This is a genomic window from Streptosporangium jomthongense, from assembly GCF_042650425.1.
GTDB lineage: Bacteria > Actinomycetota > Actinomycetes > Streptosporangiales > Streptosporangiaceae > Streptosporangium.
Genome location: NZ_JBHSBC010000041.1, coordinates 69979 through 95877, shown reverse-complemented (window position 1 = coordinate 95877; position 25899 = coordinate 69979). Strand labels below are relative to the sequence as shown.

Below are 25899 nucleotides of genomic sequence, written 5' to 3'. Positions count from 1 at the left end.
AGTCGTTGGGGGGTGAGGGTGGTCAGGGGGGTGTCGTCGGTTACGCCTGCGGTGTGGATGATGGCGGTGAGGGGGTGGTTGGGGGGGATGGTGTTGAGGAGTTGGGTGAGGGCGTGTCGGTCGGTGGTGTCGGTGGTGGTGATGGTGATGTGGGCGCCGAGGGTGGTGAGTTCGGTGTGGAGTTGGGTGGCGCCGGGGGTGTGGGGTCCGCGTCTGCCGGTGAGGATGAGGTGTCGGATGTTGTGGGTGGTGACGAGGTGGCGGGCGATGGTGGTGCCGAGGGTGCCGAGGCCACCGGTGATCAACACCGTCCCCTCAGGATCCAGCCCGAGCCCCTCGGAGACCTCGGGGACACGCAGAGGAACCAGCCGGGGAGCGAGGGCCACCCCCGCGCGCACCGCGAACTGCGGTTCCTCAGCCGCCACCGCCGCGGCGACCGCCGACGGCAGCCCCTCCAGCGACGACGCCGTGCCGTCCAGGTCCGCCAGCAGCACACGCCCCGGATGCTCCACCTGCGCCGAACGGGTCAACCCCCAGACCGGGGCGGTGGACAGGTCGGAGGGCTCCTCACCCGTCGTGACGGCCCCCCGGGTCAGCACCACCAGCCGTCCTTCGTCCCACCGTTCGACCCACTCCCGCAGTACGGCCAGCACCCGTTCCGCGTTGTCGTGCGCCCCGGCCACCGGATCGTCCTGAGGAGAGACCGCGAGCACGACGAAGGCCGGGACGGGCTCCCCGGCGGAAACGGCGTCGGTCAGCGAGTCCAGGTCGGCGAAGAGCGAGGCGGTCACCCCGGTCTCCCTGAGCCCGTCGTACAGCTCCCGATCCCCGAGTACGGCCCAGGCCTGACGTCCGGGAACCCCCGGAGCCAACTCGGACCACTCGACCCGGAACAGGCCGTTCTCCGTGGCGGGCCCCGCCTCCCTCAACTGCTCCGCCGAGACGAGCCGGGCGACGAGCGCGTCGATCGAGACGACGGGCGCCCCCGTGGCGTCGGCCGCGTACAGGGTCAACGACCCCGAATCAGACATCACCACCCGGACCCGTAGCGTGGTCGCGCCGGAGGCGTGCAGCCGTACGCCGTTCCAGGCGAACGGCAACCGGTTGCCGCCCTCCGGCACGTCGGCCAGCCCCCGCAGCGCGGGCAGGTGCACCGCGGCGTCCAGCAACGCGGGATGCACCCCGAAGCCGGCCGCGTCCTGCGCGTACGGCTCCGGCAGGGCGACCTCGGCGAACAACTCCTCGCCGCGCTGCCAGGCGGCACGCAACCCCCGGAACGCCGGGCCGTACCGCAGCCCCGCCTCGTCGAGGACCGGATAGACCGTCCCCACCTCGACCGGCTCCGCGCCGACCGGCGGCCACACCGTCAGGTCGGCCGCTTCCTCCCGGGGGCCGCCCTCGGTCAGGGTCGCACTGGCGTGGTGGGTCCACTCCCCGGAGCCGTCACCGGGACGGGAGTAGATCTCCACGGCGCTCCCCTGGGAGCCGGTGACGACGACCTGCAGCTGTACGGCGTCGCGGGCGGTGAGGACCAGCGGCGTGTGCAGAACGAGTTCCTCGATCGTGTCGAGGCCGGTCACGTCGGCCGCGTGGACCGCCAGTTCGACGAAGGCGGTGCCCGGGACGATGACCGTGCCGAAGACCGCGTGGTCGGCCAGCCAGGGATGGGTGGCCAGCGACAGACGGCCGGTCAGAACGGTTCCCGCACCGTCCGCGAGCGGAACCGCCGCCCCGAGCAGCGGATGCTCCGCCGCGCCGAGCCCCAGCCCCGCCACGTCACGCGGCAGGTCCGCGGGAGGCTGCGCCCACAGCCGTTCCCGCTGGAAGGCGTAGGTGGGCAGGTCGACGGTCCTGGGCTGTCCGGTGAGGGTGGCGGTCCAGTCGACGTCCACGCCACCGACGTGCAGGCGGGTGGCCGCGGTGAGAAGGGTGGTGGATTCCGGCCGGTCACGGCGCAACGTCGTGAAGGCCGGGACGGTGGGTGTGGTTTCGGTGGCGAAGGTGGTGAGGACGGGGTCGGGGCCGAATTCGAGGAAGAGGTCGGTGGTGGGTGCGGCGGTGGTGAGGGCGTCGTGGAAGCGGACGGGGTGGCGTAGGTGGTTGGTCCAGTAGGTGGGGTCGGTGTGGGTGAGGGGTTCGCCGGTGTGGTCGGAGATGACGGGCAGGGTCGGGGGGTTGAAGGTCAGGGTGCTGATGGCGTCGTGGAAGTCGTTGAGGATGGGGTTGAGGTGGTGGGAGTGGAAGGCGTGGCTGACGGTGAGGTGCTTGGTTTTGCGGCCGAGTTCGGTGAAGTGGTCGGTGAGTTCCTGGACGGCTTCCACGTCGCCGGTGATGACGGTTGAGGTGGGGGTGTTGAGGGCGGCGATACCCACCCCGGGGCCGAGTAGGGGGGTGATGTCTGTTTCTGGGGCGTTGATGGCGGCCATGGCGCCGGGAGGCAACGCGTCCATGAGGTGGGCGCGGGCGGTGACGAGGTGGACGGCGTCTTCGAGGGTGAGGATTCCGGCGAGGTGGGCGGCGGTGATGCCGCCGATGGAGTGGCCTGCCAGAGCGGTGGGGTGGATGTTCCAGGAGGCCAGGAGGTGGTGCAGGGCGGTGTGGAGGGTGAACAGGGCGGGTTGGGTGTAGAGGGTGTGGTTGAGCAGCTCCTCGTGGGCCGGATCGAAGACGACGTCACGGAGCGGGACAGGGAGGTGCTGGTCGAACAGTGCGGTGACCTGGTCGAAGGTCTCGGCGAAGGCGGGGTAGGTCTTGTACAGGGTGTGGCCCATGCCGGTGCGTTGGCTGCCCTGGCCGGTGAAGAGGAAGGTCACCCGGGGTGTGCCTTTGGCGGGGTGGGAGTCGGTGAGCGCCCGTAGCTTTCCGGCCAGTTCGGCGGGTGTGTCGCCGAGGACGACCGCGCGGTGTTCGAAGGTGGCGCGGGTGGTGGCCAGGGAGTGGGAGACGTCCTCGGGGCGCAGCTCGGGGTGGGTTTCCAGGTGGTCGGCCAGGCGGGAGGCCTGGGCCGCCAACGCCGCCGCCGAGCGGGCGGACAGGGGAAGCGCGACGGGGGCGGGGTTGGGCTGTTCGTCGCGAGGTTCCGACGGTGTTTCCGGGACCTGTTCGATGATGACGTGGGCGTTGGTGCCGCTGATCCCGAATGACGAGACACCCACGCGGCGGGGCCGTCCGTTCCGGGGCAACGGAACGTTCTCGGTCAGCAGCCGGACCCCGCCCCCGGCCCAGTCGACGTGCTCGGACGGCTGGTCGGCGTGCAGCGTCCTGGGCAGGATCCCCTCCCGCAGGGCCTGCACGACCTTGATGACACCGGAGACTCCCGCGGCGGCCTGGGTGTGGCCGATGTTGGACTTCAGCGACCCCAGCCACAGGGGCTGATCAGCAGGCCGGTCCTTGCCGTAGACCGCGATGAGTGCCTGGGCTTCGATGGGGTCGCCGAGGGTGGTTCCGGTGCCGTGGGCCTCTACGGCGTCGACGTCGGTGGGGGCCAGCGCGGCGTCCCTGAGCGCCTGCCGGATCACCCGCTGCTGCGCGAGGCCGTTGGGGGCGGTGAGGCCGTTGGAGGCGCCGTCCTGGTTGATCGCGGTGCCCCGGATCACGGCCAGCACCCGGTGCCCGTTGCGCCGGGCGTCCGACAGCCGCTCGACCAGCAGGAGGCCGACGCCCTCCGCCCAGCCGGTGCCGTCCGCGGCGCCGGAGAAGGCCTTGCAGCGGCCGTCAGGGGCGAGCCCGCCCTGCCGGGAGAACTCGGTGAACATCCCGGGCGCCGACATGACGGTCACCCCGCCCGCCAGCGCCAGGTCCGACTCCCCGGAACGCAGCGAACGGACCGCCAGGTGCAGCGCGACCAGCGACGACGAGCAGGCGGTGTCCACGGTCACCGCGGGCCCCTCAAGGCCCAGGACGTAGGAGATCCGGCCGGAGGCGACGCTCGCGGTGGTGCCGGTCAGCGCGTACCCCTCGGCCCCCTCTCCGGTCTCGTGCAGGCGCGGGCCGTAGTCCTGTGGCGTCAGCCCGACGAACACCCCGGTGCGGCTGCCCCGCAACGTCTCGGGCACGATGCCGGCGCGTTCGAGGGCCTCCCACGCCGTCTCAAGCAGCAGCCGCTGCTGCGGGTCCATCGCGGCGGCCTCCCTGGGGCCGATGCCGAAGAACTCGGCGTCGAACCGGTCGGCGTCGTGCAGGAAACCGCCCTCCCGGGTGGTCGAGGTGCCGGGCCGTACGCCTTCGGGGTCGTGGAGCGCGTCCACGTCCCAGCCCCGGTTGGCGGGGAAGACACCGATCGCGTCGGTGCCGTCGAGCACCAGTTCCCAGAGGGCCTCGGGGGTGTCGGCGCCGCCCGGCCACCGTCCCGCCATCGAGACCAGCGCGATCGGCTCGTTCTCCTGGCCCCGCCGGTCGTCCTCGGCGGAGGGAACGTCCGCCGTACGGCCCTCGGCCGTCGCCTCCAGATGTCTGGCCAGGGCGAGCGGGGTCGGGTGGTCGTAGGTGACGGTCGTGGGGATCGTCAGGCCGGTCGCCGAGGACAGGCTGTCGCGCAGCTCGACGGCGCCGAGCGAGTCGAGCCCCAGATCCCTGAAGGTACGTCCCGCCTCGACGGCCCCCGGGTCCTCGTGGCCGAGGACTTCCGCGGTGGCCGAGACGACCAGGCCGAGCAGCTCCCGGGCCTGCCCGGACGGCCTGGCGACAGGATCCGGGACAGGTGGCCCGCCGAGCGGCGGCGGTACGGGCTCGGTGGCGTCGATCCAGTGGCGGTCACGCTGGAAGGCGTAGAGGGGCAGGGGAACGCGGCGCGCACCGGGACGCAGCGCGGCCGTCCAGTCGACGGGGGCGCCGTGCGTGTACAGGTGGGCGAGCGCCAGCAGGAACCGGTCCAGGCCGCCGTCGCCACGCCGCAGCGTCCCCGTCACCACCCCGTCGGAGGAGCCGGGCGCGGCGCTCTCCAGGATTCGCTCAATCCCGGTGGACAGGATCGGGTGCGGGCTGACCTCGACGAACACCGTGTGGCCGTCGGCCAGGGCGCCACGTACGGCCCGGTCGAACTCGACCGTCTGCCTGAGGTTGCGGTACCAGTAGTCGGCGTCGAGCGTGGCGGTGTCGAGCGGACCTCCGGTGACGCTGGAGTAGAACGCGACGCCGGTGCCGCGCGCGCCGTACCGGGGGAGGAACTCCAGCAGCCGGTCCCGCACCGCCTCGGCGTGCGCGGAGTGCGAGGCGTAGTCGATCCGCACCCGCCGTACGGGGACGTCCTCGGCCTCGTAGTGGGCGACGAGTTCGTCGAGCGCGTCGGCGTCACCGGAGACCACGGTCGTGTCGGGGCCGTTGACGGCGCCGATGTTCAGCCGTCCCTCCCAGCGGGCGAGCGTGGCGCGGACCCGCTCGACGGGCAGCGGGAGCGAGGCCATCCCGCCCCGCCCGGAGATGGCGGCGAGCGCCTGGCTGCGCAGCACCACGATCGCGGCGGCGTCGTCCAGGGACAGCGCCCCGGTCACGGCGGCGGCGAGTTCCCCCTGCGAGTGGCCGATCACGGCGTCGGGGCGGACGCCGAACGACTCCCACAGCCGGGCCAGCGCGACCATGACCGCGAACAACGCGGGCTGGACGACGTCCACCCGCTCCAGGGAGGGCGCTCCCGGCTTCTGCCACAGCACGTCGGTCAGGGACCAGTCCACGTGCCGTTCGAGGGCCTCGGCGACGGTCCGCAGGTGTCCGGCGAACACCGGGGAGGACTCGGCCAGCCGCCTGCCCATGCCCGCCCACTGCCCGCCCACTGCCCGCCCTGGCCGGGGAAGACGAACACGGTTCCGCCGAGTTCACGGGCCGTGCCCCGCACGGAGCCCCTGACCGGCTCGCCCGCGCCGAACGCCCTGAGCCGCTCGCGCAGCTCCCCGCCCTCGGTCCCCACGAACACCGCCCGGTGGCCGAACGCCGTCCGGGTGGTGGCCAGTGAGAACGCGACGTCCGGCACGTCCCCGTCGAGCGCGGGGGAGGCGGCCAGCCTCGCGGCCTGCGCGCGCAGCGCGGCGGGCGTCCCGGCGGACAGGACCAGCGGTACGGCGACGGCCTCCGCGGCCGGTTCCGTGGTGACCTCCTCCCGGGTGCCGGAGGGCGCCTCGCCCAGGACGACGTGGCAGTTCACGCCGCCGACCCCGAAGGAGCTGACCCCCGCCACAAGCGGGGCGTCGGGGCGGGGCCAGGGCCGTGCCGTACCGGAGGCGACCCGCAGGTTCAGCGCCTCGAAGTCGATCAGCGGGCTGGGGGTCTCGAAGTTGAGGCTGGGCGGCACCTCCCGGTTGCGGATGCTCAGCACGGCCTTCAGCAGCCCGGCGATGCCCGCGGCCCCCTCCAGGTGGCCGATGTTCGTCTTGACCGAGCCGACGAGCAGCGGCTGCCCGGCGGGGCGGCCGGCGCCGAGGGCCGCCCCGAGCGCGGCGGCCTCTACGGGGTCGCCGACCCTGGTTCCGGTGCCGTGCAGCTCGACCACCTGTACGGCGGAGCCCTCGATCCCGGCCCTGCCCAGCGCCAGGCGTACGACCTCCTCCTGGGCCGTGGCGTCGGGCACGGTCAGGGCGCTGGTCGCGCCGTCGTTGTTGACCGCGCTGCCCAGGATGACGGCGTGCACCTCGTCCCCGTCCGCCAGCGCCTGGTCGAGCGGCTTGAGCACGACCAGGCCGCCGCCCTCCCCACGCGCGTAGCCGTTGGCGCGCGCGTCGAAGGTGAAGCAGCGTCCGTCGGGGGACAGGCCGCCGAACCGGTCGGCGGTCACCGTGCTCTCCGGCACGAGGTTGAGGTTGACGCCACCCGCCAGCGCGACGGCCGACTCCCCCGAACGCAGGCTCTCGCAGGCCAGGTGCACCGCGACCAGCGCCGACGACTGGGCCGTGTCGACCGTCAGGCTCGGGCCGCGCAACCCGAGGAAGTAGGACACGCGGTTGGCGAGGATTCCCCTGGTCAGCCCGGCGAGGGTGTGCCGGGTCACCGCGTTCGCACCGTTCCGGTAAACCAGCGTCGCGTAGTCGGAGGCCATCGCGCCGAGGAACACCCCCGAGGCCGTCCCCGCCAGCGTGGCGGGCGGCAGCCCGGCGTCCTCCAGCGCCTCCCAGGCCAGTTCGAGGACGAGCCGCTGCTGGGGGTCCATGGCCGCGGCCTCACGGGGGGAGACGCCGAAGAACCCGGCGTCGAACAGGTCGACGCGGTCGAGGAAACCGCCCCGCAGCCCCGCGATCCCGGGGTCGGCCCGCAGCCGGCCCTCGGACGGCTCACCGGTCGCGTCGTGTCCCGACCGCAGCAGCTCCCACAGGTCCGCCGGGTTCGGCGCGCCGGGCAGTCTGCAGGCGAGCCCGATGACCGCGATCGCCTCCCCACCGTTCCGCTCCCGCCGCGTGCTCTTCTCCGGCTTATTTCCTGCCATTGTGAAAACCCGCCTCTTGTCGTGCCTTCTTCGATCCGTTCGCGCTCCGGATATCGACTTCCGGGAGTTGTGGCGCGGGTGGTGGCCGCCCAGCGGACGTCGCAATTAAAAGGCGCGTCGGCAAGAATTCGGTGAGATCGCACAGCCGTGGGGGAAAGGATTCTCCCCGTTCGGTCTCTTCCGGCGGGCGGCGGTGTTACGTGGGCGGAACCCGGTGGGACTCAGCGACAGGCCCGGTCGGCCCGCCGTACGTCCCGGCACGGATGGTCGGTCGCGGTTATTTCCCTGTTCACGCTACGAAGGTCGCACGCATTTCCCTACAAAGTCAAGCGGGATTGAGGGTTTTTTGGGCCTCTGACCTGCCATAAGGCTTCCTTTGTCGTTACTCATTAAGAATCGTGATTGGACGTTCCCGTGATGCCGCGCCTAGCGTGCCAATAAGCATCGGCGGTTAAAAGAGAAGACACGGGAGCGCCTTATGACGGTTGTCGCGGCGGCACCGGGGGAGATCGGCCGCGATTCCAGGCACCCGGGGGACAGGCTCGCCCGGCTGCTCGACCCGGGATCGGTCACCCCGCTGCACCCGGAGGACCGCAGCGGCGTCCTCGCGGTCAAGGGGTTGGCCGGCGGGCATCCGGTGGTCGCGTTCTGCACGGACGCCACGGTCATGGGAGGGGCCCTGGGCATCGCCGGGGCACGGCACATCGTGGCGGCGGTCGACGAGGCCGTACGGCTGCGCGTCCCGGTCATCGGCCTGTGGCACTGCGGGGGAGCGAGACTGGGCGACGGGGTCGAGTCGCTGCACGGCGCGGGGCTGGTCTTCGCCGCCAACACCCACGCCTCGGGGCTGGTGCCGCAGATCTCCGTGGTCCTCGGCCCGGCGGCGGGGGCGGCGGCCTACGGGCCCGCGCTCACCGACGTGATCGTCATGTCCGAGCAGGGCCGGGTCTTCGTGACCGGCCCCGACGTGGTCCGCAGCGTGACCGGTGAGGACATCGACATGGAGCGGCTCGGCGGCGCCGACGCCCACGGCCGCCGCTCGGGGGTGGTGCACGTGGTCGCCGCAGGGGAGGAGGACGCCCTCCTGCGCGCCCGGCGGATCGCGCTCGCCCTCGGTGCCCAGGGAGACTACGACCTCGACGACCTCGACGAGGGCCGCGACCCCGCGGCGCTGCTGCCCTCCTCTCCCCGGCAGGCCTACGACGTCCGGCCGCTGGTGCGCGTCCTGCTGGACGAGGGCGAGCGGTTCGAGGAGTTCCAGCCCCGCTGGGCGCCGAACGTCGTCGTCGGGCTCGGCCGTCTCGCCGGGCGCTCCGTCGGTGTGGTGGCCAACAACCCGCTGCGCAAGGGCGGCTGCCTGGACGCCCTCTCCGCGGAGAAGGCCGCCAGGTTCGTGAGGATGTGCGACGCCCTGGGGGTTCCGCTGGTCGTGCTGGCCGACGTCCCCGGTTACCTGCCGGGCGTCGCCCAGGAGTGGGACGGGGTGGTCAGGCGCGGGGCCAAGCTTCTGCACGCCTTCGCCGAGGCCCGGGTCCCCCGGGTGACGGTCGTCCTGCGCAAGTCGTACGGCGGCGCCTACATCGCGATGAACTCCCGCGCGCTCGGCGCGACCCGGGTCTTCGCCTGGCCGGACGCCGAGGTCGCGGTCATGGGCGCGGAGGCCGCCGTCGGGGTCCTGCACCGCAGGCGGCTGGCGGCGGCGCCGCAGGAGGAACGCGCGGAGCTGCGGGCCAGGCTCGTCGAGGAGCACGAGCGAGACGCGGGCGGTGTGCGCAGGGCGATCGACCTCGGCGTGGTGGACGAGGTGATCGACCCACGCACGACCCGCCGCCGCGTCGCCGAGGCGCTGGCCGGGGCTCCGGGGGAGCGCGGCCACCACGGCAACATCCCGCTGTGAGGGCCTCCCGTCACAGGCGCAGGGCCGCCAGCCGCTCCTCGAACGGCACCGCCTCCCCGGCGCCGGTCGTCGCCTGCCCGTGCCGCATCAGGCCCGCCAGTTCCCCGGCCGCCCTCGTGACGCGGGTGGCCAGATCCTCCCCCTGCGAGCCCGCGCTCGTGCCCCAGTCCTCCGAGGCCGCGTAGACGGCCGTCGGCGCGACGACCGCGCGCAGGTAGGCGAACATCGGGCGCAGGGCGTGCTCAAGGGCCAGGGAGTGCCGTGCCGTACCTCCGGTCGCCCCGACGAGCACCGGCTTGCCCGCGAGCGCGGTGTGGTCGATCACGTCGAAGAAGGACTTGAAGAGCCCGCTGTAGGAGGCTGTGAAGATCGGCGTCACGGCGATGACGCCGTCCGCCCCGGTCACGGCCTCGATCGCCTCGTCCAGCGCGGGGGACGGGAAGCCGGTGACCATGTTGTTGGCGATGTCCCTCGCCAGGTCGCGCAGCTCGATCACGCGCACCTCGACCTGGCGCTCCGGTTCGAGGTGCTTCCTGGTCGCCTCGGTCAGCCGGTCGGCCAGCAGGCGCGTCGAGGACGGCTTGCCGAGACCCGCCGAGACGGCGACGAGCTTCAGGGCTGTCAACGTTCTCTCCTTCTCGTGTTCCGTACGGCTTCTATCGGGCCTCGGCGGTGTCGCGCTCCCGCTCCGCGGCGACGAGGGCGGCGTGGGTCGGGCCGTCGGGCACCCCTTCGGGCCGTCCGGCGGCGAACTCCCTGCGCAGCACAGGCACGACCTCCTCGCCCAGGATGTCGAGCTGCTCCAGCACGGTCTTCAGCGGCAGGCCCGCGTGGTCCATCAGGAACAGCTGGCGCTGGTAGTCGCCGAAGCTCTCCCTGAAGGTCAGGGTCCTGTCGATGACCTCCTGCGGGCTGCCGACCGTGAGCGGGGTCTGCTCGGTGAACTCCTCAAGTGAGGGGCCGTGGCCGTACACGGGCGCGTTGTCGAAGTAGGGCCGGAACTCGCGCACCGCGTCCTGGGAGTTGCGGCGCATGAACACCTGGCCGCCGAGCCCGACGATCGCCTGCTCCGGGGTGCCGTGCCCGTAGTGGGCGAAGCGCTCCCGGTACAGCTCGACTAGGCGCTGGAAGTGCTCCTTGGGCCAGAAGATGTTGTTGGCGAAGAAGCCGTCGCCGTAGTAGGCGGCCTGCTCGGCGATCTCGGGGCTGCGGATCGAGCCGTGCCAGACGAACGGCGGCACGCCGTCCAGCGGCCTGGGCGTCGCGGTGAAGGACTGCAGCGGGGTGCGGAAGCGGCCCTGCCAGTCCACGACGTCCTCGTGCCACAGCCGGTGCAGCAGCGCGTAGTTCTCGATGGCCAGCGGGATGCCCTGGCGGATGTCCTTGCCGAACCACGGGTAGACCGGGCCGGTGTTGCCCCGGCCGAGCATCAGGTCGACCCGCCCGTCCGCCAGGTGCTGCAGCGTCGCGAAGTCCTCGGCGATCTTGACCGGGTCGTTCGTGGTGATCAGCGTCGTGGCCGTGGAGAGGATGAGCCTGTCGGTCCTGGCGGCGATGTAACCGAGCAGGGTCGTCGGCGACGACGGCACGAAGGGCGGGTTGTGGTGCTCTCCGGTCGCGAAGACGTCCAGCCCGACCTCCTCGGCCTTGAGCGCGATGGCGACCGTGGCCTTGATCCGCTCGTGCTCGGTGGGCGTCCTGCCCGTGGTCGGGTCGGTCGTGACGTCCCCGACGGTGAAGATTCCGAACTGCATGATCCTCGCCGCCCTCCCTCTTGGTTGAAGTTTCAACTACGGGAACAGGGTGCGGTTCCCGGCTATTCCCGTCCCCGTCAGCGCCTTCCCCGCCGGCGGCCAGGGCGGGTGAGCCGGTCGTAGACCACGGCCGTCGTCAGCCCGTAGGCGAGATGCGGCAGGAGGTCGGAAACCCACGAGGCCGCGTCCCAGCGCCGCGGGTCGGTCACCCCGGCCGCCGCGAGAGGGATGTCGCTCGCGGCCATCGCGGCCAGTGACAACCCGAGCGCGGCCAGCGGCAGCGCCGGGCGCCGTCCGCCGGGGAGCAGGCCGTACAGCACGCCGACCCCGAGACCGGCGGTGTAGCCCAGCAGCGCTCCCAGGCCCGTACGCCTGCTGTCGCCCTCCTCGCCGTGCCCCAGGTCGATCCCGGCCCGTCCCGCCACCTCGTCCGCGGCCTCGGCCGGGACGTCGCTCGCGGGACGGCCGCGCACGACCATGTCCAGGTAGCCGACGGTGTCCAGGGCGGTGATGCCCGCCGCGGCGGCGGTGACTCCGGCTGTGAGATTCATGCGCGTCCCCCGAATCCGTGTGCGCGGGCCCCCGGTCTCCACGGTTCGTCTCCCCGCGGAAACCCCGGCGGGCGATCCCCTGAATATGCCCAGCCGGGGCGGGCCGTACCCGCCGTGCCCGCTGTGTCCTCTACGGGCGCCCGGATGGTTCGTCCCGCCCGGGGAAGGGACACAGGTCCCGGCCGAAGGGGACCTTCGGCCGGTGAGTCCCGGGGCGGGACGGTGATCGGATGAGGACAGACGTGACAGGAGGCCGGGATGACGGCACATGTGGTGGTGGGGACCGACGGTTCGCCCTCGGCGGAGGCCGCGGTCGGGTGGGCGGCAGAGGACGCGGTACGGCGCGGCGGCGCGCTGCGGATCGTCCACGTGCGCGAGGACTGGCGGCGCGGGACCCCGAGGGAGCTTGAGGAGTCCCTGACGGAGGAGGCGAGGGGAGTGCTGGAGACCGCCGCGAGCCTCGCGCGCGGGCGCGCCCCCGGCGTCGACGTCACCACCTCCCTTGAGACGGGCAGGCCCGTCGAGGTCCTGCGGCGGGAGGCGGAGGACGCCGAGCAGATCGTGATCGGCAGCCGGGGCCGGGGCGGGTTCGCCGGGCTGCTGCTCGGCTCCGTCTCACTCTCGCTGGCCGGGCACGTGGCGGTCCCCGTCGTGGTCGTCAGGGGCGAGGAGCGCGGAGGGCACGGCGGAGTCGTCGTCGGGTTCGACGGCTCGCCCGAGTCCGAGGCCGCACTGGAGTACGCCTTCGGGGAGGCCGCCCGCCGCGGCGCCGGGCTGCGTGCCCTGCACGCCTGGCAGCTGCCCGTCATGGCGGTCGGCTCCGTCGCCTACACACCGCTGATCGAGGACATCTCCGGCACCGAGGAACGGCTCGCCACCGAGATCCTGGCGCCGTGGCGGGAGCGGCATCCGGAGGTCGAGGTCGAGCAGACGGTGCTGTTCGAGCACCCCGTGTTCGCCCTCGGCGAGGCCTCCAAGGCCGCCGACCTGGTGGTCGTCGGGTCGCGGGGGCTGGGCGGGTTCGGCTCGGCCGTACTGGGATCGGTCAGCCACGGGGTCCTGCACCACGCCTCCTGCCCGGTGGCCGTGGTACGGGCCAAGGCCTGAGGGGTAATGGTCAGAACATAAGTCCTTTTAAGGGAGGCCCGCAGTTCCGCGGCGGGTCTCCCGGGTTCCGGGACGGCATCTGTGAGACGGAGCACCACCCATGGACGTCTTGGACCTGTCGCGCTGGCAGTTCGGGATAACGACGGTCTACCACTTCTTCTTCGTCCCGCTGACGATCGGCCTGTCCGCCGTCGTGGCCGGTCTGCAGACGGCGTGGTACCGCACGAGGAAGCCCGCCTACCTGCGGCTGACGAAGTTCTTCGGGAGGCTCTTCCTGATCAACTTCGCGATGGGAGTGGTGACCGGCATCGTGCAGGAGTTCCAGTTCGGAATGAACTGGAGTGACTACTCCCGTTTCGTCGGTGACGTGTTCGGCGCCCCGCTGGCGATGGAGGGCCTGATCGCCTTCTTCCTCGAATCCACCTTCCTGGGCCTGTGGATCTTCGGATGGGACAGGCTGTCCCCCGGACTGCACCTGGCGACGATCTGGGCGGCGGCGATCGGCACCACCATTTCCGGATATTTCATCCTTGCTGCGAATTCGTGGATGCAGCACCCGGTCGGCTTCAGGCTCAACCCGAAGTCCGGCCGCGCCGAACTCGTCGACATCTGGGCGGTGCTCACCAACTCCACGAACCTGATCACCTTTCCACACGTCATCTTCGGCGCGTTCGTCTCGGCCGGGATGTTCGTCGTCGGGGTGAGCGCCTGGCAGCTCCTCAAGAAGAGGCACGTGGACCTGTTCCGCCCCGCCGCCCGCCTCGGGATGGTCGTCACCCTGGCCGCGGCGCTGGGCGTCGTGATCAGCGGCCACCTGCAGGCGCAGATCATGACCAGGCAGCAGCCGATGAAGATGGCCGCGGCCGAGGCGCTGTGGGACGACGAGACCTCCGCGGGCTTCTCGATCTTCGCCGTCGGCGACGTCCGCAACGGCCGGAACCACATCAACATCCAGATCCCGTACGGCCTGAGCCTGCTGGCGACCGACACCCTGCACGGACGGGTCGAGGGCATCAACGACATCCAGGCCCGCTACCAGCTGAAGTACGGCCCCGGTGACTACCGGCCCATCATCGGCCTCACCTACTGGTCCTTCCGTCTGATGATCGGGTTCGGCATGCTGGCCGCCCTGGTCGCGCTGGCCGGTCTGTGGCTCATCAGGGGGAACCGGCTGCCCAGGAGCCGCTGGCCGTACTGGGTCGCGGTCTGGGGGATCGGCCTGCCGCTGCTCGCCAACTCGCTGGGGTGGATCTTCACGGAGATGGGCCGCCAGCCGTGGACCGTCTTCGGGCGGATGCGCACCGCCGACTCGGTCTCACCCGGTGTCGGCGTCACCGAGGCCGCGATCACCCTCAGCGGGTTCACCCTGCTCTACGGGGTGCTCGCGGTGATCGAGGTCGCGCTGCTGATGAAGTTCGTCCGGCGCGGCCCGGAGGACGAACCGGAACCGGAGAGCACGGGCGAGGCGCCCGTCCTGTCCTACTGACCAAGGAACGTTCATGGAGCTCACGACCGTCTGGTTCCTGCTCATCGCCCTGCTGTGGACCGGTTACTTCGTCCTGGAGGGCTTTGACTTCGGGGTCGGTGTCCTGCTGCCGGTCCTCGGCGGGGACGACGACGACCGCAGGTCGATCCTGGCCACGATCGGGCCGGTCTGGGACGGCAACGAGGTCTGGCTGATCGTCGCGGGAGGCGCGACCTTCGCCGCCTTCCCCGAGTGGTACGCCACCCTGTTCTCCGGCTTCTACCTGCCGCTCTTCCTCATCCTGGTCGCGCTGATCCTGCGTGGCGTGGCCATCGAGTACCGCGGCAAGAGCGACAGCCCGCGGAGCTGGGACCGGGCCATGTTCCTCGGCTCCCTGCTGCCGGCCTTCCTGTGGGGCGTGGCGTTCGCCAACATCGTCAGGGGCGTCCCGCTGGACGCCGACCACGAGTACACCGGTTCGCTGCTCACCCTGCTCAACCCGTACGCCCTGCTGGGTGGCCTGGCGACGCTCACCCTGTTCACCCTGCACGGCGCCGTGTTCCTGACCCTGCGCACCGGCGGCGACCTACGGGCCCGCTCGGCCGCCCTGGCCGGGAGACTGGCCGTCGGCGCGCTCCTGGTGGGCGGCGCCTTCCTGCTGGCCACCCAGCTCACCGTGGGCAAGGCCGCCACCTGGGTCACCGTCGCGGTGGCCGCCGCGGCGATCGCGGGCGCGCTCCTGGCGACGCTGCGCGGCCGGGACGGCTGGGCGTTCACGGCCAGCGCGGTGGCGATCATCGCGGTCACCGTCACGCTGTTCGGCAGCCTGTGGCCCAACGTGATGCCCGCGCTCGACCCGGCCAACAGCCTGAACGTGCGCGACGCGGCCTCGACGCCCTACACGCTGACGGTGATGACCTGGGTCGCGGTGATCTTCACCCCACTTGTCCTGTTCTACCAGGGGTGGACCTACTGGGTCTTCCGCCGCCGGGTCACCGGCGCCCGCGTGGGGGCGTGAGGCCAGGAGAGCGCGGGAGCGCTCTCACCGGTCGCGGTCCGTCTTCATCCGCGCCGCCAGCGCGGCCACCTGGGTACGGCGCTGCATGTTGAGCTTGGACAGCAGGTTGGACACGTAGTTCTTCACCGTCTTCTCGGCCAGGAACATCCGTTCGCCGATCTGCCGGTTCGTCAGGCCCTCGCCGATCAGCTCCAGGATGTGGCGCTCCTGCTCCGACAGCGCCTCGACCGGGTCCTTGCGGGTCGCCTGGTCGCGCAGCCGGGCGAGCATGCTGGCGGTGGTCTGCGGGTCGAGCAGCGACTGGCCGGAGGCCACCGTCCGCACCGCGCCGATCAGGTCGGAGCCGTGGATCTGCTTGAGCACGTATCCGGACGCCCCCGCCATCACCGCCGTGAACAGGGCGTCGTCGTCGGCGAAGGAGGTCAGCATCAGGCAGGCCACCCCCGGCGTCGCCGAGCGGACCTCCCGGCACACGTCGATGCCGCTGCCGTCGGGGAGCCGCACGTCCAGCACCGCGACGTCCGGCCGCAACGCCGGGATGCGGGCGATCGCCGACTCCGCGGTTCCCGCCTCCCCGACGACCTCGATGTCGTCCTCGGACTCCAGCAGGGCCGCGACGCCCCGCCGTACCACCTCGTGATCGTCCACGAGAAACACGCGAATCATGCTCCGAAGCTAGTCGCTTGTGGCCGTGCGGGGTAGGGACCTTGGTCCCCGATGACCTCCTCAAGGCCCTCGCGGCTCAGGCCGGGCGGGAGGTTCCCCTGGCCGGTGGTCCTCGACGACGGCCGTGACACGGGGGCCGCCGGTGCGAAGGGCATGCCGGGGCCTCTCGGGGTCACGGGCTCAGGGGGACGGCTCCCGTCCGATCTCCTCAAGGGAGGTCCGCATGAGGGCCGTCGCGCGGGTGAACCAGTCGGCCAGTACGCCGATCTCGTCGGGCGTGTAGTCGGCGAACAGGTCGGAGAGCCGCCGGTAGAAGGGCTCGTAGACGGCGGCGACACGGGCGGCGGCCGAGGTGTCGGCGACGACCAGCACCCGGCGCCGGTCGGCGGGATCGGCCTGCCTGCGGGCGTATCCGGCCTGTTCGAGGCGGTTCAGCACGCCGGTGACGGCACCGGTGGTGAGGCCGGCCCGCTCGGCCAGCTCGCCCGCGCTGATCGGCTGTCGCCCGGCCCCCATGATGTGGCCCAGGCAGGTCAGGTCCGTCGTGTTCAGCCCGAGACGCTGGGCGATGTGCTGCTGGCCGACGAGGCTGAGCGCGATGAGGCCGTCCATCCCGGCCAGGGCCCGCTCCGCCGTCGCCTCGGGCCGCGGCTTGCCCTCCACAGGCATTCTCCTTAGCATCTAAGATAATTATTACGTGAGATAAGTATTCTACGTTCGCCGAGGAGAGGCAATGAGCGGTGTGCACGGTGACGTCGATCTGGGACACACCGTCGCGGGATGGACCGGATGCCTCATCGGCCTGGCCGGCTTCTCCGCGGTGGGCCTGGCCATGTGCGCCGGATGGGCGCCCGGCCTCTGGCTCGGCGCCGGAGTGATCCTCTGTGCCGGCCTGGTCACCTGGGCGTTGCACCTGGCGGGCTGGGGCAAGCCGAGCGGCCCCCGGCCCGCCGGGCGGCGGGACTGGCGGGTGAAGGACCCCATGACCGGCCATCGCGACTGTCTCGCGTGCCGGTTGGCGGGGAGGGCCTGATCGAGGCCGGCGCTCAGGCGGACTCGGCGCGGCCCGCCCGCCAGTAGCCCATGAAGGCGACCGAGCGCCGGTCGAGGCCGCGCTCGGCGACCAGGTGGCGGCGGAGCGTCCTGATCACAGCCGCCTCACCGGCCAGCCACGCGTACACCGAACCGGCCTCCCGCCCCTCCGGCGGCACCTCCCACAGGATCTCGCTGTCCACGTCGACCTCGGGAAGACCCTGCGGGGCGGCCGGTCGGCCAGGGGTGGGCAGCAGCCGGTCGGCGGCGGCCCGTACGGCGGGCACCAGCAGGTCGCCGTGCCCGGCGCCGTCGCGCGGCAGCCACGTGACGGCCACCCCCTCCGGCGCGTCGAGGTCGAGGACGTCCGCCGCGCACGGCACCTCGAGCAGGACCTCGCCGCGCCGGTCGCGGGGCAGGCGTTCGAGGATCGAGGCGACGGCGGGAACGGCGGTCTCGTCACCGGCCAGCAGTATCGGCCCGTCCCCCTCGGGCAGGCGGAACTCGATCCCCGTCGGCTCGCCCCCGTGCCGGGCGTCCGGCCCGAGCAGTACGGCCTCGTCACCGGGCCGTACGGCACGGGCCCAGCGGGCGACGGGGCCGGGGGCGCAGGTCGGGGTGAGCCTCCCGGTTCCATGCGTGGCCTCGCGCGCGGCCGCGTGCGCCGTCGCGTGCGCGGCCTCGTGCATGACGATGTCGAGGTCGACCTCGCGGAGGCCGTGCCGTACGGCTCTGACGGTGTAGGTGCGGAAGGGGTTGCGCAGCCCGGCGGGCAGGGCGCGCCAGCGGGCGTACCAGTCGGAGCCGGTCGGCAGATGGGCGAAGCGGTGCTCTCCACGGGCCTTCTCGCGAGGCCCTTCGTGGGGGAGGACGAGTTTGATGCGCTGGTCGAACCCGTTGTCCGCGAACAGGTCGAGGTCGTCGCCGGTGAAGGTGACCCGCAGGAAGGAGGGGCTGAGCCGCCGCAGCCCGCTCACCTGTACGTGGAAGAAGCGGAACGGGTCGATCATCGGCTGTGCCTTCCTCTGCGTGTGCCGCCGGAGACGGTCCCGGGGCGAAACAAAGGTAAGGCTAACCTACTCTCTTTTCGGGTGTGGTTTGGGCGGTTAGAACCCGACATTCGGGACACGGATCAGGTGTCGGCAGAGAGGAAGGTGAACACGATGAGTGAGCATGAGCGCTCCCGCAGGATCTCCGCCTCCGCGGAACAGGTCTTCGACCGGGCGAGCGACCTGGACAGTATCGACCGCTGGCTGCCCAGGGACCTGCACGTACGGCCGGACGACCTGCCCGCCGTCACGGTGCACGAGGACGAGACGGGGCGCGACGCCCGAGGCCTGTTCCAGGCGGAGCGTGACCAGCTCCGGATGGAGTGGGGCACCCGCGACGACGACAGCTACGCGGGCTGGCTGCAGGTGGCCGGCATCTCCCCCCAGGAGAGCGAGGTGACCGTACACCTGTCGTTCTTCGAGGAGGAGCACCCGCCACCCGGCGAGTACGTCGAGCGCGCGCTCGACGAGAGCCTGGCCAGGCTCGCCGAGCAGGTACGGCAGCCGGCCTGAGAGCGGGTCGCCGGAGGCTGTGACGCCAGGGTGACGCCGGGACCCGTCCCGGCGTCGCGGCCCTTCCATCCTTTGGTGAGGTGCGAAACGGCCGAACGGAAACCGGCGAGTCGCGTAGGTCACCTTGCGGAACAGATGAATGAGGGTTCCGGGCCCATGCCAGGCCGGTCATCGCCCGGCGGCCCGGCGTCCAGCACGGCGGCAGGATGCGCGGCAGGCCCGCGCGGGGAGGCCATGGCTAGCAGGTCACGGTGCGGTCATAGGAGCCCAGGTTCCAGCGGAAGGTAAGAGCCTGACCGTTTTTCAGGGAGTGGCAGGAGTCGTCGGGGCCATTGTCGATGGTGATCCTCACCCTCATCGTTCCGCCACAGCCGTTTGCGACCCGGGCCACTTTGATGTTCTCGTGCACCTCCCGGCCGACGCAGGCCGGTGCCGTACCTCCGGCGACGGCTGCGGACGCCGGAGTGATCCGCTCCCGGGCGGCGGTCGCGTTCGCCTGAACAGCGGCGACGCCGGTCACCAGCGCCGCCGTGGACAAGGCGATTCCGATCTTGCGATTAGGCCGAAACATGAGAACCCCCTTTTCTCGCCGGCGCGGAGAATCGCAAGGAGGTAATTCCACGGCCCGCGCTTTCCCCGTCTGGCACGTTGAACGTCCGGGGCAATTCACTCATGTTCCGCGCTGATGCGTCATTGGCTGCGGGCGCACCGGTCTATGCGTAGGGCGCACTGTCGCCTTCCGGTCTGGAGAGAGGCTTTCTTTACGGCGGCCGCCCGGCCTCGCCGCCGCCGTCACCGCCTCAACCGCCGCCTCCGCTGCGCGGGCTCGGTATGGCGCCGCCCAGCACGGTGCTGGTGTCACGCAGGTCCTCGGAGAAGGCCAGCACGGCCCCGACGCCGCGGGCGCGGTCCTTGCGTTGCTGCCAGCTCAGTCTGAGGCCGAGTTCCCCGGCGAGCCCCGCGCCGTCCACGAGGTCGCTCAGGAACAGCAGACGCTCATCAAGCGGGGCCCGCTGGTCGTAGACGGCGCGTAATCGGGCGATGAGCGAGCCGCGGGCCGACGGATCAGGATGGTGACGTTCTCCGGCCAGGAACCTGCCGGGCCGGTGGCGTAGCAGGCCCAGCTCGATCAGCGCGTCGCGGTGCAGGGTGAGAGCCGCGCGGCGGCGATGGCGCAGCCACTTGTGCATCCCCGAGCCGGACTGCAGCGCGTCCAGCAGGTCGTCGGCCCAGCCGAGACCGGTGCGGCCGGTGTCCAGCAGTTCGATCGTGCCGCTGAGGCGGTAGACCTCGAAACCGAACAGTTCGGACTTGCGGACGCGTACCCGCAGCCTGCGGCGCAGCGCGAGTTCGCCGAGCTCAGCGGCGGCGCAGCCGTAGGCCACCTGCTCGGAGTCACGCACCCTGCCGGACTCCTGGTGCGCGAGGAGCAGGAACTCCCCGGGCAGGGACAAGTGCCACATGGGCTCATTATGTGCCGTGGAAGATCGCCGCGAGGCTCAGTGCGCGGGCGGGGCACGCGACGGTGAGGGCGGAGGTTGCGAACGCGCCGAGTACCAGGGCTCTCCTGGCCGGATGCCTGCCGTGTTCCGCCCACGGCGTCCTGTGACATCGAACACCGCGCGTTGCCACCGGAGGACGGCGATCAGTAGGTTCACGCCACCGGGGATTGGGCGGGAAGGGGTTGCTGAGGTGCTCACATTGGCGGCGGTCGCCGAAGACCCGCTTGTCCTGACGCGTCGCCTGAACCTGAACGACGGTTCGGAGGTCGTCTTCCGGCCCCTCGTGCACGCCGACGCGGAGCGTCTTGCAGGCTTCCTTGAGGAACTGTCCGCCGAATCGAGGCGACTGAGTCCCTTCGACGGGTACGACCTCGGGGCTGCCCGGAAGCTGTGTGACGCGATCGCGCGTTACGACAAGCTCAGGCTGGTGCTTGAGGACGTGTCGTCCGGCAGGATCGTCGGCCTCGTCGAATTCAGTCTCGATCTCCATCCGGCGGACATCGCCCGCTACCGGGAGGCCGGCATCCACCTGGAGGCGACGGACTGTCGCTTCGGCCTCAGCCTGGCCGACGACTACCAGGGCAGGGGGGTGGGGACGCGGATCTTCCCCCTCGTCGTGGATGTCGCACAACGTTTCGGCAGGAAGAGAATCATCCTGTTCGGCGGCGTTCTCGCCGACAACCCACGTGCCATCCGTTACTACGAGAAGCACGGCTTCCGGCTGGTCGGCTCCTTCACCGGGAGGGACGGCGCGCGGTCGTTCGACATGATCCTGGACCTTCGTCCGCTGCCAGGCCGGTGACGCCTTCGCCCAAGCTTCGCCGGCGCGAGCGGTGGCTTCGCCCGAACCGGCTCGCCGTCGGCCGTTCGGCTGTCGCTCAAGGGCGGAGTTTCACAGAGCGGTTTCGCCACCCCGCCATCGGTGACGGTCACGGGTTTTGACCGGCTCCTCACCGTCCGCCATATCGGAAAGTCAGGGCGGTGTTCATCGGCGCCGACGATTTCCGGTCAAAGGTAATTGGGCACGCTTTCGGCCGGTGGCGACCGTATGTGAATGTGTTTCGCCTGGCGGTAGTGGCCGTGGTCGCCCGGGGTCGGCCGGATACCGGCCGTGACGGCGCCCGAGAGGTAGGGCTCCGTGTCACTTCGGGTAAGCGCGTGAAACAAACTATGTATGACAGAAATGTCTTTTATTTACTAAGTCTCGATAAATGGTTATTTTAGGTGTTGAGCCGGTTTGTGGTGGACGGAAACAGGGAGACGGGGCGCATGGGGGAGTCCGGTGACCAGGACGATCCGGTTGGTTTCGATGTTCGGCATCTCGGGGGACGACGGCGCGGGAAACCGGGCCGTCCGGCCGGACGCCGCCTCCCGCACGCCGGTGACGGGCGGCTTCGGCAGCGGTGACCCCCTGAACCGCGACCGCCCCCGGCCCTTCGTGCCCGGGGGCCGGAGGCCGGACGCCCGGCACTCCTGACAGGGGACGGACAAGGACCCCGCGCGGCGCACGCGCGGGCACGGGCCCCGGCGCGTTCCACACCGGAAACCGGGGCGTACGGCCGACGTGGCAGGCCGTCGAGTACGGGATTGTCGGTGCGGGGCATTAGCGTTCCGCGCATCACCGTCACAGGTACCGATCCCTGAGGGCGGATTCGTGTCGTGTCGAGAGGTGGGGAGCGTTGGGCTGGCTGTCGGCGGGCGACGGGTACGAGGTCGCCCTCGTGGAGGGCCGGGTGGTGGCGAGGTCCACCTCCGGAAAGGCTGCGGGAAGGCAGCTGAAGTCGCTGCCGAAGCAGGTGCGCGAGCACCCCGAGGCGGAACGGCTGCGCCGTCTCACCGAGTGGCTCGACCGGCACGCCGCCGCCTGCCTGGCACAGGCCGACACCTGGATGGTCTCCTCCCTTCCCGTCCCCACCGGCCTGGTGGCCGCGGTCTGGCCCGACGAGGCCTGGCAGTCGGTGCTGCGCGACCTCGTGGTGGTCGGCGACGACCCGGAGGAGGCGGGCTTCCTGCGCGACGTCACCGCCACGGGCGAGCTGCGGGTGGTCAACCTCGACGGCGAGACCGTACGGCTGTCGCCGCTGACGGTCACCCTGCCGCACCCCGTCCTGCTGCCCGACCTCGACGAGCTGAGGGAGTTCGCCGCGGAGCTGGGCATCGTCCAGCGCGTCGAGCAGATCCACCGGGCGACCTGGTCCAGGCCCGCCGAGCCCGCCGACCGGGTCGCCGAGGTGACGGAGTTCTCCGGCGGCGGCTTCGACTCCCGGTTCGGCCTCGCGGCCAGGGCGGCCTCGCTGGGCTACCGGGTCTCCGGCGGCTACGTCACCTGCGCGGCGCGCGACGCCGGAGGCGTCACCGAGGCGTCGGTGTGGATCGGCGAACCCTACTGGGACGGCGAGACGGAGACGGGCGGCCTGACCTGGCAGGGCCACGACGGCAGGAGACTGTCGGAGCGCGAGGTCGGCCCGGTCGCCTGGTCGGAGGGGATGCGGATGGCGGCGGCCCTCTACGCGGGGCGGACGGTCGAGGAAGGAAGAGACGCGTGAACGGGGACATGCCGACTGAGGGCGCCGCGACGGCGACGGGAGACGGGGCACACGAGCTGCTCGACGCCGGAGCCGTCCTCCTCCCGGGGGCCGACGGCGGCGACGAACGGGCGGTCGCGCTCACCGCGCGCCCCTACCGGCACCCGGGGCTCGACGGCCGGGTGGTCGTCCGCCTGGTCACCGAGGACCTGGGGGTCGCGGAGGACGCCGCTGCGGGCTTCCTCGGGCTTGAGGCCGCGGGTGAGCCGGTCGTGGTCGGGGTCGGCCTGCGGCGCTCACTCGGCTTCCCCGAGTGGGTGCTGGTGCACCACCCCCGCGACGGCCACCACGCGCTCGCCGTCGTGCCCGAGCTCGAACGAACCGCCAGACAGGCAAGGACGAAGCCGAAGGCGGCCCTCGACGCCTACCTGCGTCTGGCCGCACAGCTCGCCGGATCGGTCCCGCACTTCCTGCCCACCTTCTTCGAGGAGGCGGGCCGGGCCTTCCTCGCCGCGGAGAGCGTCACCTACGCGGCGCAGATGTTCGGCCAGGCGCGCAGAGCCGAGGCCGAGCACGGCCTGCCGGTCGACGAGGAACGCCTCGACGCGGTCTTCCTGGAGTTCGCGCTCGCCGGGGCGCTGCCGGTCAAGGCGCTGTCCGGATACGCCAAGGAGCTGGCCGCCAGGGTGCCCGCCCAGGAGGCGCTGCGCAGGTTCCGCGGCCTGTGCGTGCGCCGTACGGCGGGCGGTTTGGCACCGTCGACCCAGATGGCGGGCGACCTGCGGCGCCTGGCCAAGGCGGCGGGCAGGGACGCCGAGGCCGAGGAGCAGGACTACCTCGCCGAACTGCTCGGCCTGCCCGCGACCGCCGGGGCTCCGCTCGGCTGGTGGAAGGCGCACCGCTCCGCCCTGGTCGCCCTCGGTGCTCGGGACGCCTCCGTGCGCGGGGCGCTGCTCAACCTCATGCCCCGTGGTGACGAGCGGCAGCTGCCCGCCCTCTGGCTTGAGATCCTCAAGGAGTCGGGGGCCGACGCCGGCCTCGGCGAGGGGGAGGTGACCCCGCAGGAACGGCCCAGCGACGGCGCCGCGGGCTGGCTCAGGCGCTTCCAGCGGCTCTGGAGCCCGGGCTGGCAGGCGGAGCCGCGCCTGATGGGCCTGTACGACCTGGTGGAACAGATCGCGGGACGGCTGCGCGCCGAGCTGGCCGAGACGGGCGAGAGCCTGACGATCAAACTCGACGTCGACCTGCTCGACCTGCTGCTGGCCCAGCGGGTGCCGGTCGCCGCCCCCGGAGACGACGCCGCCCTGCTGCTCGAACCGTGGGCGCGGGGCGAAGGACAGCGCGACCTGCTCGCCCTGGCCGCGGACCCTCGCTTCACCGCGGCCTTCGACCAGGCCGCCGACCGGTTCCGCGACGACGAGGACGGCAGGCGGGCCGTGCGTGTGCTCGCGGCCTCCCCGGGCGGCAGGCCGATGCTGGCCCGCTGGATGCGGGAGGTCGCGGGCCGCTCGTTCACCATGGGCCTGCCGCAGCTGCCCGACGCCCTCAGAAGGCTCACCTGGCTGCCCGCCGAAGGCCTCGTCCTGGCCGCGGAGGAGGTCGCCGCGGTCGCGCGGGCGGACCTCGCCGCCGAACTGGCCAGGACCCTGCGCGGCGGTCTCGTCGACGAACTCGGCTGGCCCGCCTGGGAGGAGGCGATCGCCGCGCTCGTCAGCCCGAAGGACCTCGACGAGATCGAGGTCGCCGACGCCTGGCCCCACCTGGTCGTCTCCGGCCCCTCCCAGGCCAGGGTCATCGGCACCGAGGGCACCGTGCTCGTCCACGACCTGCGCAGGCCGCCCGCCGACGTCTACGGCGACCCCGGCTTCCACTACGTGGACGGCGAACTGCTGGTCTACTGGAACGCCTACGGCGCGGGCGACCAGCTACGCGGATACTGGCACTCCTCGGCCGGGTCACTGCGCACCCTCCAGGGACGGGCCGGGATATGGGCGCTGCGCAACGACCTGGTGACCCTGCCGTTGCCCGGCGGCGGCCGGACGACGGGCGCGGGCGTCATCCACCAGGGAGACACCGTCGTGCCCGCCAGGAGCAACCTGATCGGCGACGGCGCCTCCTTCTGGGTGCCCGACCAGCAGGGCGACGGCTGGCGTGAGTACGACCCGGTCAGCGGGACGTACGGCAGGCCCGGGCTTCCCGGCTTCCTCGCCGACGCCGTGCCCTCGGCCCCGCCCGGCAGTGTGTTCGACGGCGGCTGGCTGCTGCCCCTCCCCTCGGCCGAGGCGACCCCGGTCGCCGTCCCGGTCGGCGGGCTGCTCGGCTGGCGGGTGGTCCGTCTGCCCGGCGGAGGACTGCGCGGAGAGGACCTCGCGGGACGCGTCGTCACCCTGCCCGGCGACCGGGAGACCCTCTCGGGCGCCGTGACCTTCCCCGGGGACGACCGGCCGCGCGCCCTCGTCGAGAGCTACCCCAGGATCAAGCTCGTCGATCCCGAAGGGGTCGTCGTCGCGGCCGTGACCGTGGGCCGGGAGCCCGGCATGTTCGCCGAGGGCACCGCGATGCTGCCGCCGCCGCGCTACTGGCGCTGCCTGCGCCCCCGCGACCCCGAGGGCTCCCTCGCGCTGCGCCGGATCGACACCGAGACCGCGGTCGCCCTGCTGAAGGCCGCCGTCTGCGCCGAGTGCGAACGGCAGGGACAGCCGGCCCAGGCCGTGCGGGAGGAACTGCACGCGCAGGTCCGCGCACTGCTGCCCCAGGTCAGGGACGAGGCGCTGATCGCGGGAATCGCCGGGGTCGCCCGGTTCGCCGCCACCCAGCAGATCACCCTGGACGCCGTGGCGACCAGGCTCGACCGTGCCCTGGCGGGCGGCCACGAGGACCGGGCACCGTCCGGCCCCCCCGACCAGGTGCTCGCCCGCGCCCTCAACGGCCTGGGAGTCTCCGGCCCCTGGTGGTACGGCAACGCCTCCCACGACTCCTTCCATCAGCTGAGGACGATCGGCGGGGTCCTGCGTTCCGCCTCGGCCGACACGGTCCCCGAGGAGGGCCCGGCCGCGGTCCAGGGCGTCGCCCTCCACTTCGACGGGCCGCGGCTGCCGGAGACCTCCCTCAGATGGGAGCCCCTGCTCGACCGCTGCGCCGCCGTCGCCTACCGCGCCGTCTCCGCCGCCTTCGAACCCGGGCACACCGAGGCGACGCACGACCTGCTCCGTGAGATCGGCGCGCTCGGCCTCGGCTCCGCCGCCGAACCCGCCGTCTGGCGCCGCATGTCACTGCACCTCGACGACAAGTGGCTCGTCGACGAGGGCGGGAACCGGCGCGAGGGCACCTGGTGCGGAGTGCTGCCCCTGCCGGACGGGGCCTTCATCGCCTTCCAGAACAACTCCCTCGACAACGGCGGCTGCGACTTCAC

At 72.0% G+C, this 25899-nt stretch carries 20 protein-coding genes; 10 read left to right on the top strand and 10 right to left on the bottom strand.

Going from position 1 to position 25899, the window contains the following annotated elements; translation table 11 throughout:
• Window positions 1–5768, bottom strand: a 5768-nt coding sequence (locus ACFOYY_RS33945) for an acyltransferase domain-containing protein (RefSeq protein ID WP_386195198.1), incomplete at its 3' end; no start/stop codon positions are given.
• The gene (locus tag ACFOYY_RS33940; RefSeq protein ID WP_386195196.1) at window positions 5654–7408 is read right to left on the bottom strand and encodes a type I polyketide synthase; all 1755 of its coding nucleotides are present in this window, start codon (window positions 7406–7408) and stop codon (window positions 5654–5656) included. The genes ACFOYY_RS33945 and ACFOYY_RS33940, both read right to left, overlap by 115 nt.
• Window positions 7409–7886: 478 nt before the next feature.
• Here ACFOYY_RS33940 and ACFOYY_RS33935 point away from each other — a divergent pair, with 478 nt between their 5' ends.
• A complete protein-coding gene (locus tag ACFOYY_RS33935) occupies window positions 7887–9305 on the top strand; it encodes an acyl-CoA carboxylase subunit beta (protein ID WP_386195194.1) in 1419 nt (472 codons plus the stop codon).
• 10 nt (window positions 9306–9315) lie between these two features.
• Here the strand turns inward: ACFOYY_RS33935 and ACFOYY_RS33930 are convergent, their stop codons facing one another.
• The 3 genes from ACFOYY_RS33930 to ACFOYY_RS33920 all read right to left on the bottom strand — a co-directional run bounded on the left by ACFOYY_RS33930 (window position 9316) and on the right by ACFOYY_RS33920 (window position 11610).
• Window positions 9316–9930 carry an FMN reductase gene (locus ACFOYY_RS33930; protein WP_352015786.1) on the bottom strand — a complete coding sequence of 205 codons (615 nt, stop codon included), beginning with the start codon at window positions 9928–9930 and terminating at the stop codon, window positions 9316–9318.
• Between the two features lie 31 nt (window positions 9931–9961).
• Complete coding sequence (locus tag ACFOYY_RS33925; protein ID WP_352015785.1) at window positions 9962–11059, bottom strand: LLM class flavin-dependent oxidoreductase; 1098 nt, start codon at window positions 11057–11059, stop codon at window positions 9962–9964.
• A gap of 77 nt (window positions 11060–11136) precedes the next feature.
• Window positions 11137–11610, bottom strand: a complete 474-nt coding sequence (locus ACFOYY_RS33920; protein WP_386195191.1) for a hypothetical protein — start codon at window positions 11608–11610, stop codon at window positions 11137–11139.
• Window positions 11611–11868: 258 nt separating this feature from the next.
• Between ACFOYY_RS33920 and ACFOYY_RS33915 the strand changes: the two genes are divergently transcribed.
• The 3 genes from ACFOYY_RS33915 to cydB all read left to right on the top strand — a co-directional run bounded on the left by ACFOYY_RS33915 (window position 11869) and on the right by cydB (window position 15200).
• Window positions 11869–12717, top strand: coding sequence for a universal stress protein (locus tag ACFOYY_RS33915; RefSeq protein WP_386195189.1), 849 nt, complete (start codon window positions 11869–11871; stop codon window positions 12715–12717).
• A 100-nt stretch (window positions 12718–12817) separates the two neighbouring features.
• Window positions 12818–14203: a cytochrome ubiquinol oxidase subunit I gene (locus tag ACFOYY_RS33910; RefSeq protein ID WP_386195187.1), complete on the top strand. Its 1386-nt coding sequence runs from the start codon at window positions 12818–12820 to the stop codon at window positions 14201–14203.
• Between the two features lie 13 nt (window positions 14204–14216).
• Window positions 14217–15200, top strand: coding sequence for a cytochrome d ubiquinol oxidase subunit II (cydB, locus tag ACFOYY_RS33905; protein WP_352015781.1), 984 nt, complete (start codon window positions 14217–14219; stop codon window positions 15198–15200).
• Window positions 15201–15224: 24 nt separating this feature from the next.
• Here the strand turns inward: cydB and ACFOYY_RS33900 are convergent, their stop codons facing one another.
• Together ACFOYY_RS33900 and ACFOYY_RS33895 are read right to left on the bottom strand one after the other, a co-directional pair.
• Window positions 15225–15866 carry a response regulator transcription factor gene (locus tag ACFOYY_RS33900; protein ID WP_352015780.1) on the bottom strand — a complete coding sequence of 214 codons (642 nt, stop codon included), beginning with the start codon at window positions 15864–15866 and terminating at the stop codon, window positions 15225–15227.
• 180 nt (window positions 15867–16046) lie between these two features.
• Window positions 16047–16529: a MarR family transcriptional regulator gene (locus ACFOYY_RS33895; protein ID WP_352015779.1), complete on the bottom strand. Its 483-nt coding sequence runs from the start codon at window positions 16527–16529 to the stop codon at window positions 16047–16049.
• 70 nt (window positions 16530–16599) lie between these two features.
• On the opposite strand from ACFOYY_RS33895, the gene ACFOYY_RS33890 reads away from it, so the two are divergent.
• Window positions 16600–16899 carry an HGxxPAAW family protein gene (locus tag ACFOYY_RS33890; protein WP_352015778.1) on the top strand — a complete coding sequence of 100 codons (300 nt, stop codon included), beginning with the start codon at window positions 16600–16602 and terminating at the stop codon, window positions 16897–16899.
• A gap of 13 nt (window positions 16900–16912) precedes the next feature.
• Here the strand turns inward: ACFOYY_RS33890 and ACFOYY_RS33885 are convergent, their stop codons facing one another.
• Window positions 16913–17908 carry a siderophore-interacting protein gene (locus ACFOYY_RS33885; protein ID WP_352015777.1) on the bottom strand — a complete coding sequence of 332 codons (996 nt, stop codon included), beginning with the start codon at window positions 17906–17908 and terminating at the stop codon, window positions 16913–16915.
• A gap of 153 nt (window positions 17909–18061) precedes the next feature.
• Between ACFOYY_RS33885 and ACFOYY_RS33880 the strand changes: the two genes are divergently transcribed.
• Window positions 18062–18460 (top strand): SRPBCC family protein, encoded by a 399-nt coding sequence (locus ACFOYY_RS33880; protein WP_352015776.1) that lies wholly within the window; start codon window positions 18062–18064, stop codon window positions 18458–18460.
• A gap of 238 nt (window positions 18461–18698) precedes the next feature.
• Here the strand turns inward: ACFOYY_RS33880 and ACFOYY_RS33875 are convergent, their stop codons facing one another.
• A complete protein-coding gene (locus tag ACFOYY_RS33875; protein WP_386195183.1) occupies window positions 18699–18980 on the bottom strand; it encodes a hypothetical protein in 282 nt (93 codons plus the stop codon).
• 280 nt (window positions 18981–19260) lie between these two features.
• Window positions 19261–19923, bottom strand: a complete 663-nt coding sequence (locus ACFOYY_RS33870; RefSeq protein WP_386195181.1) for a GOLPH3/VPS74 family protein — start codon at window positions 19921–19923, stop codon at window positions 19261–19263.
• A 229-nt stretch (window positions 19924–20152) separates the two neighbouring features.
• Between ACFOYY_RS33870 and ACFOYY_RS33865 the strand changes: the two genes are divergently transcribed.
• The 4 genes from ACFOYY_RS33865 to ACFOYY_RS33850 form a co-directional block, all read left to right on the top strand.
• Window positions 20153–20764 (top strand): GNAT family N-acetyltransferase, encoded by a 612-nt coding sequence (locus tag ACFOYY_RS33865; RefSeq protein WP_386195179.1) that lies wholly within the window; start codon window positions 20153–20155, stop codon window positions 20762–20764.
• Window positions 20765–21244: 480 nt separating this feature from the next.
• A complete protein-coding gene (locus ACFOYY_RS33860) occupies window positions 21245–21439 on the top strand; it encodes a hypothetical protein (RefSeq protein WP_362771951.1) in 195 nt (64 codons plus the stop codon).
• 202 nt (window positions 21440–21641) lie between these two features.
• On the top strand, window positions 21642–22508 hold the full coding sequence (locus ACFOYY_RS33855; protein ID WP_362918360.1) for a DUF4132 domain-containing protein: 867 nt from the start codon (window positions 21642–21644) through the stop codon (window positions 22506–22508).
• Window positions 22505–25899 (top strand): DNA-binding protein (locus ACFOYY_RS33850; protein WP_386195176.1); only part of this gene is annotated, 3395 nt, incomplete at its 3' end. The genes ACFOYY_RS33855 and ACFOYY_RS33850, both read left to right, overlap by 4 nt.

Bases quoted from the DNA above. Each gene is read 5' to 3' on its own strand.
- ACFOYY_RS33940 (WP_386195196.1), bottom strand. From the start codon at position 7,408: ATGGCAGGAAATAAGCCGGAGAAGAGCACGCGGCGGGAGCGGAACGGT.
- ACFOYY_RS33935 (WP_386195194.1), top strand. From the start codon at position 7,887: ATGACGGTTGTCGCGGCGGCACCGGGGGAGATCGGCCGCGATTCCAGG.
- ACFOYY_RS33925 (WP_352015785.1), bottom strand. From the start codon at position 11,059: ATGCAGTTCGGAATCTTCACCGTCGGGGACGTCACGACCGACCCGACC.
- ACFOYY_RS33920 (WP_386195191.1), bottom strand. From the start codon at position 11,610: ATGAATCTCACAGCCGGAGTCACCGCCGCCGCGGCGGGCATCACCGCC.
- ACFOYY_RS33915 (WP_386195189.1), top strand. From the start codon at position 11,869: ATGACGGCACATGTGGTGGTGGGGACCGACGGTTCGCCCTCGGCGGAG.
- ACFOYY_RS33910 (WP_386195187.1), top strand. From the start codon at position 12,818: ATGGACGTCTTGGACCTGTCGCGCTGGCAGTTCGGGATAACGACGGTC.
- cydB (WP_352015781.1), top strand. From the start codon at position 14,217: ATGGAGCTCACGACCGTCTGGTTCCTGCTCATCGCCCTGCTGTGGACC.
- ACFOYY_RS33900 (WP_352015780.1), bottom strand. From the start codon at position 15,866: ATGATTCGCGTGTTTCTCGTGGACGATCACGAGGTGGTACGGCGGGGC.
- ACFOYY_RS33890 (WP_352015778.1), top strand. From the start codon at position 16,600: ATGAGCGGTGTGCACGGTGACGTCGATCTGGGACACACCGTCGCGGGA.
- ACFOYY_RS33885 (WP_352015777.1), bottom strand. From the start codon at position 17,908: ATGATCGACCCGTTCCGCTTCTTCCACGTACAGGTGAGCGGGCTGCGG.
- ACFOYY_RS33880 (WP_352015776.1), top strand. From the start codon at position 18,062: ATGAGTGAGCATGAGCGCTCCCGCAGGATCTCCGCCTCCGCGGAACAG.
- ACFOYY_RS33870 (WP_386195181.1), bottom strand. From the start codon at position 19,923: ATGTGGCACTTGTCCCTGCCCGGGGAGTTCCTGCTCCTCGCGCACCAG.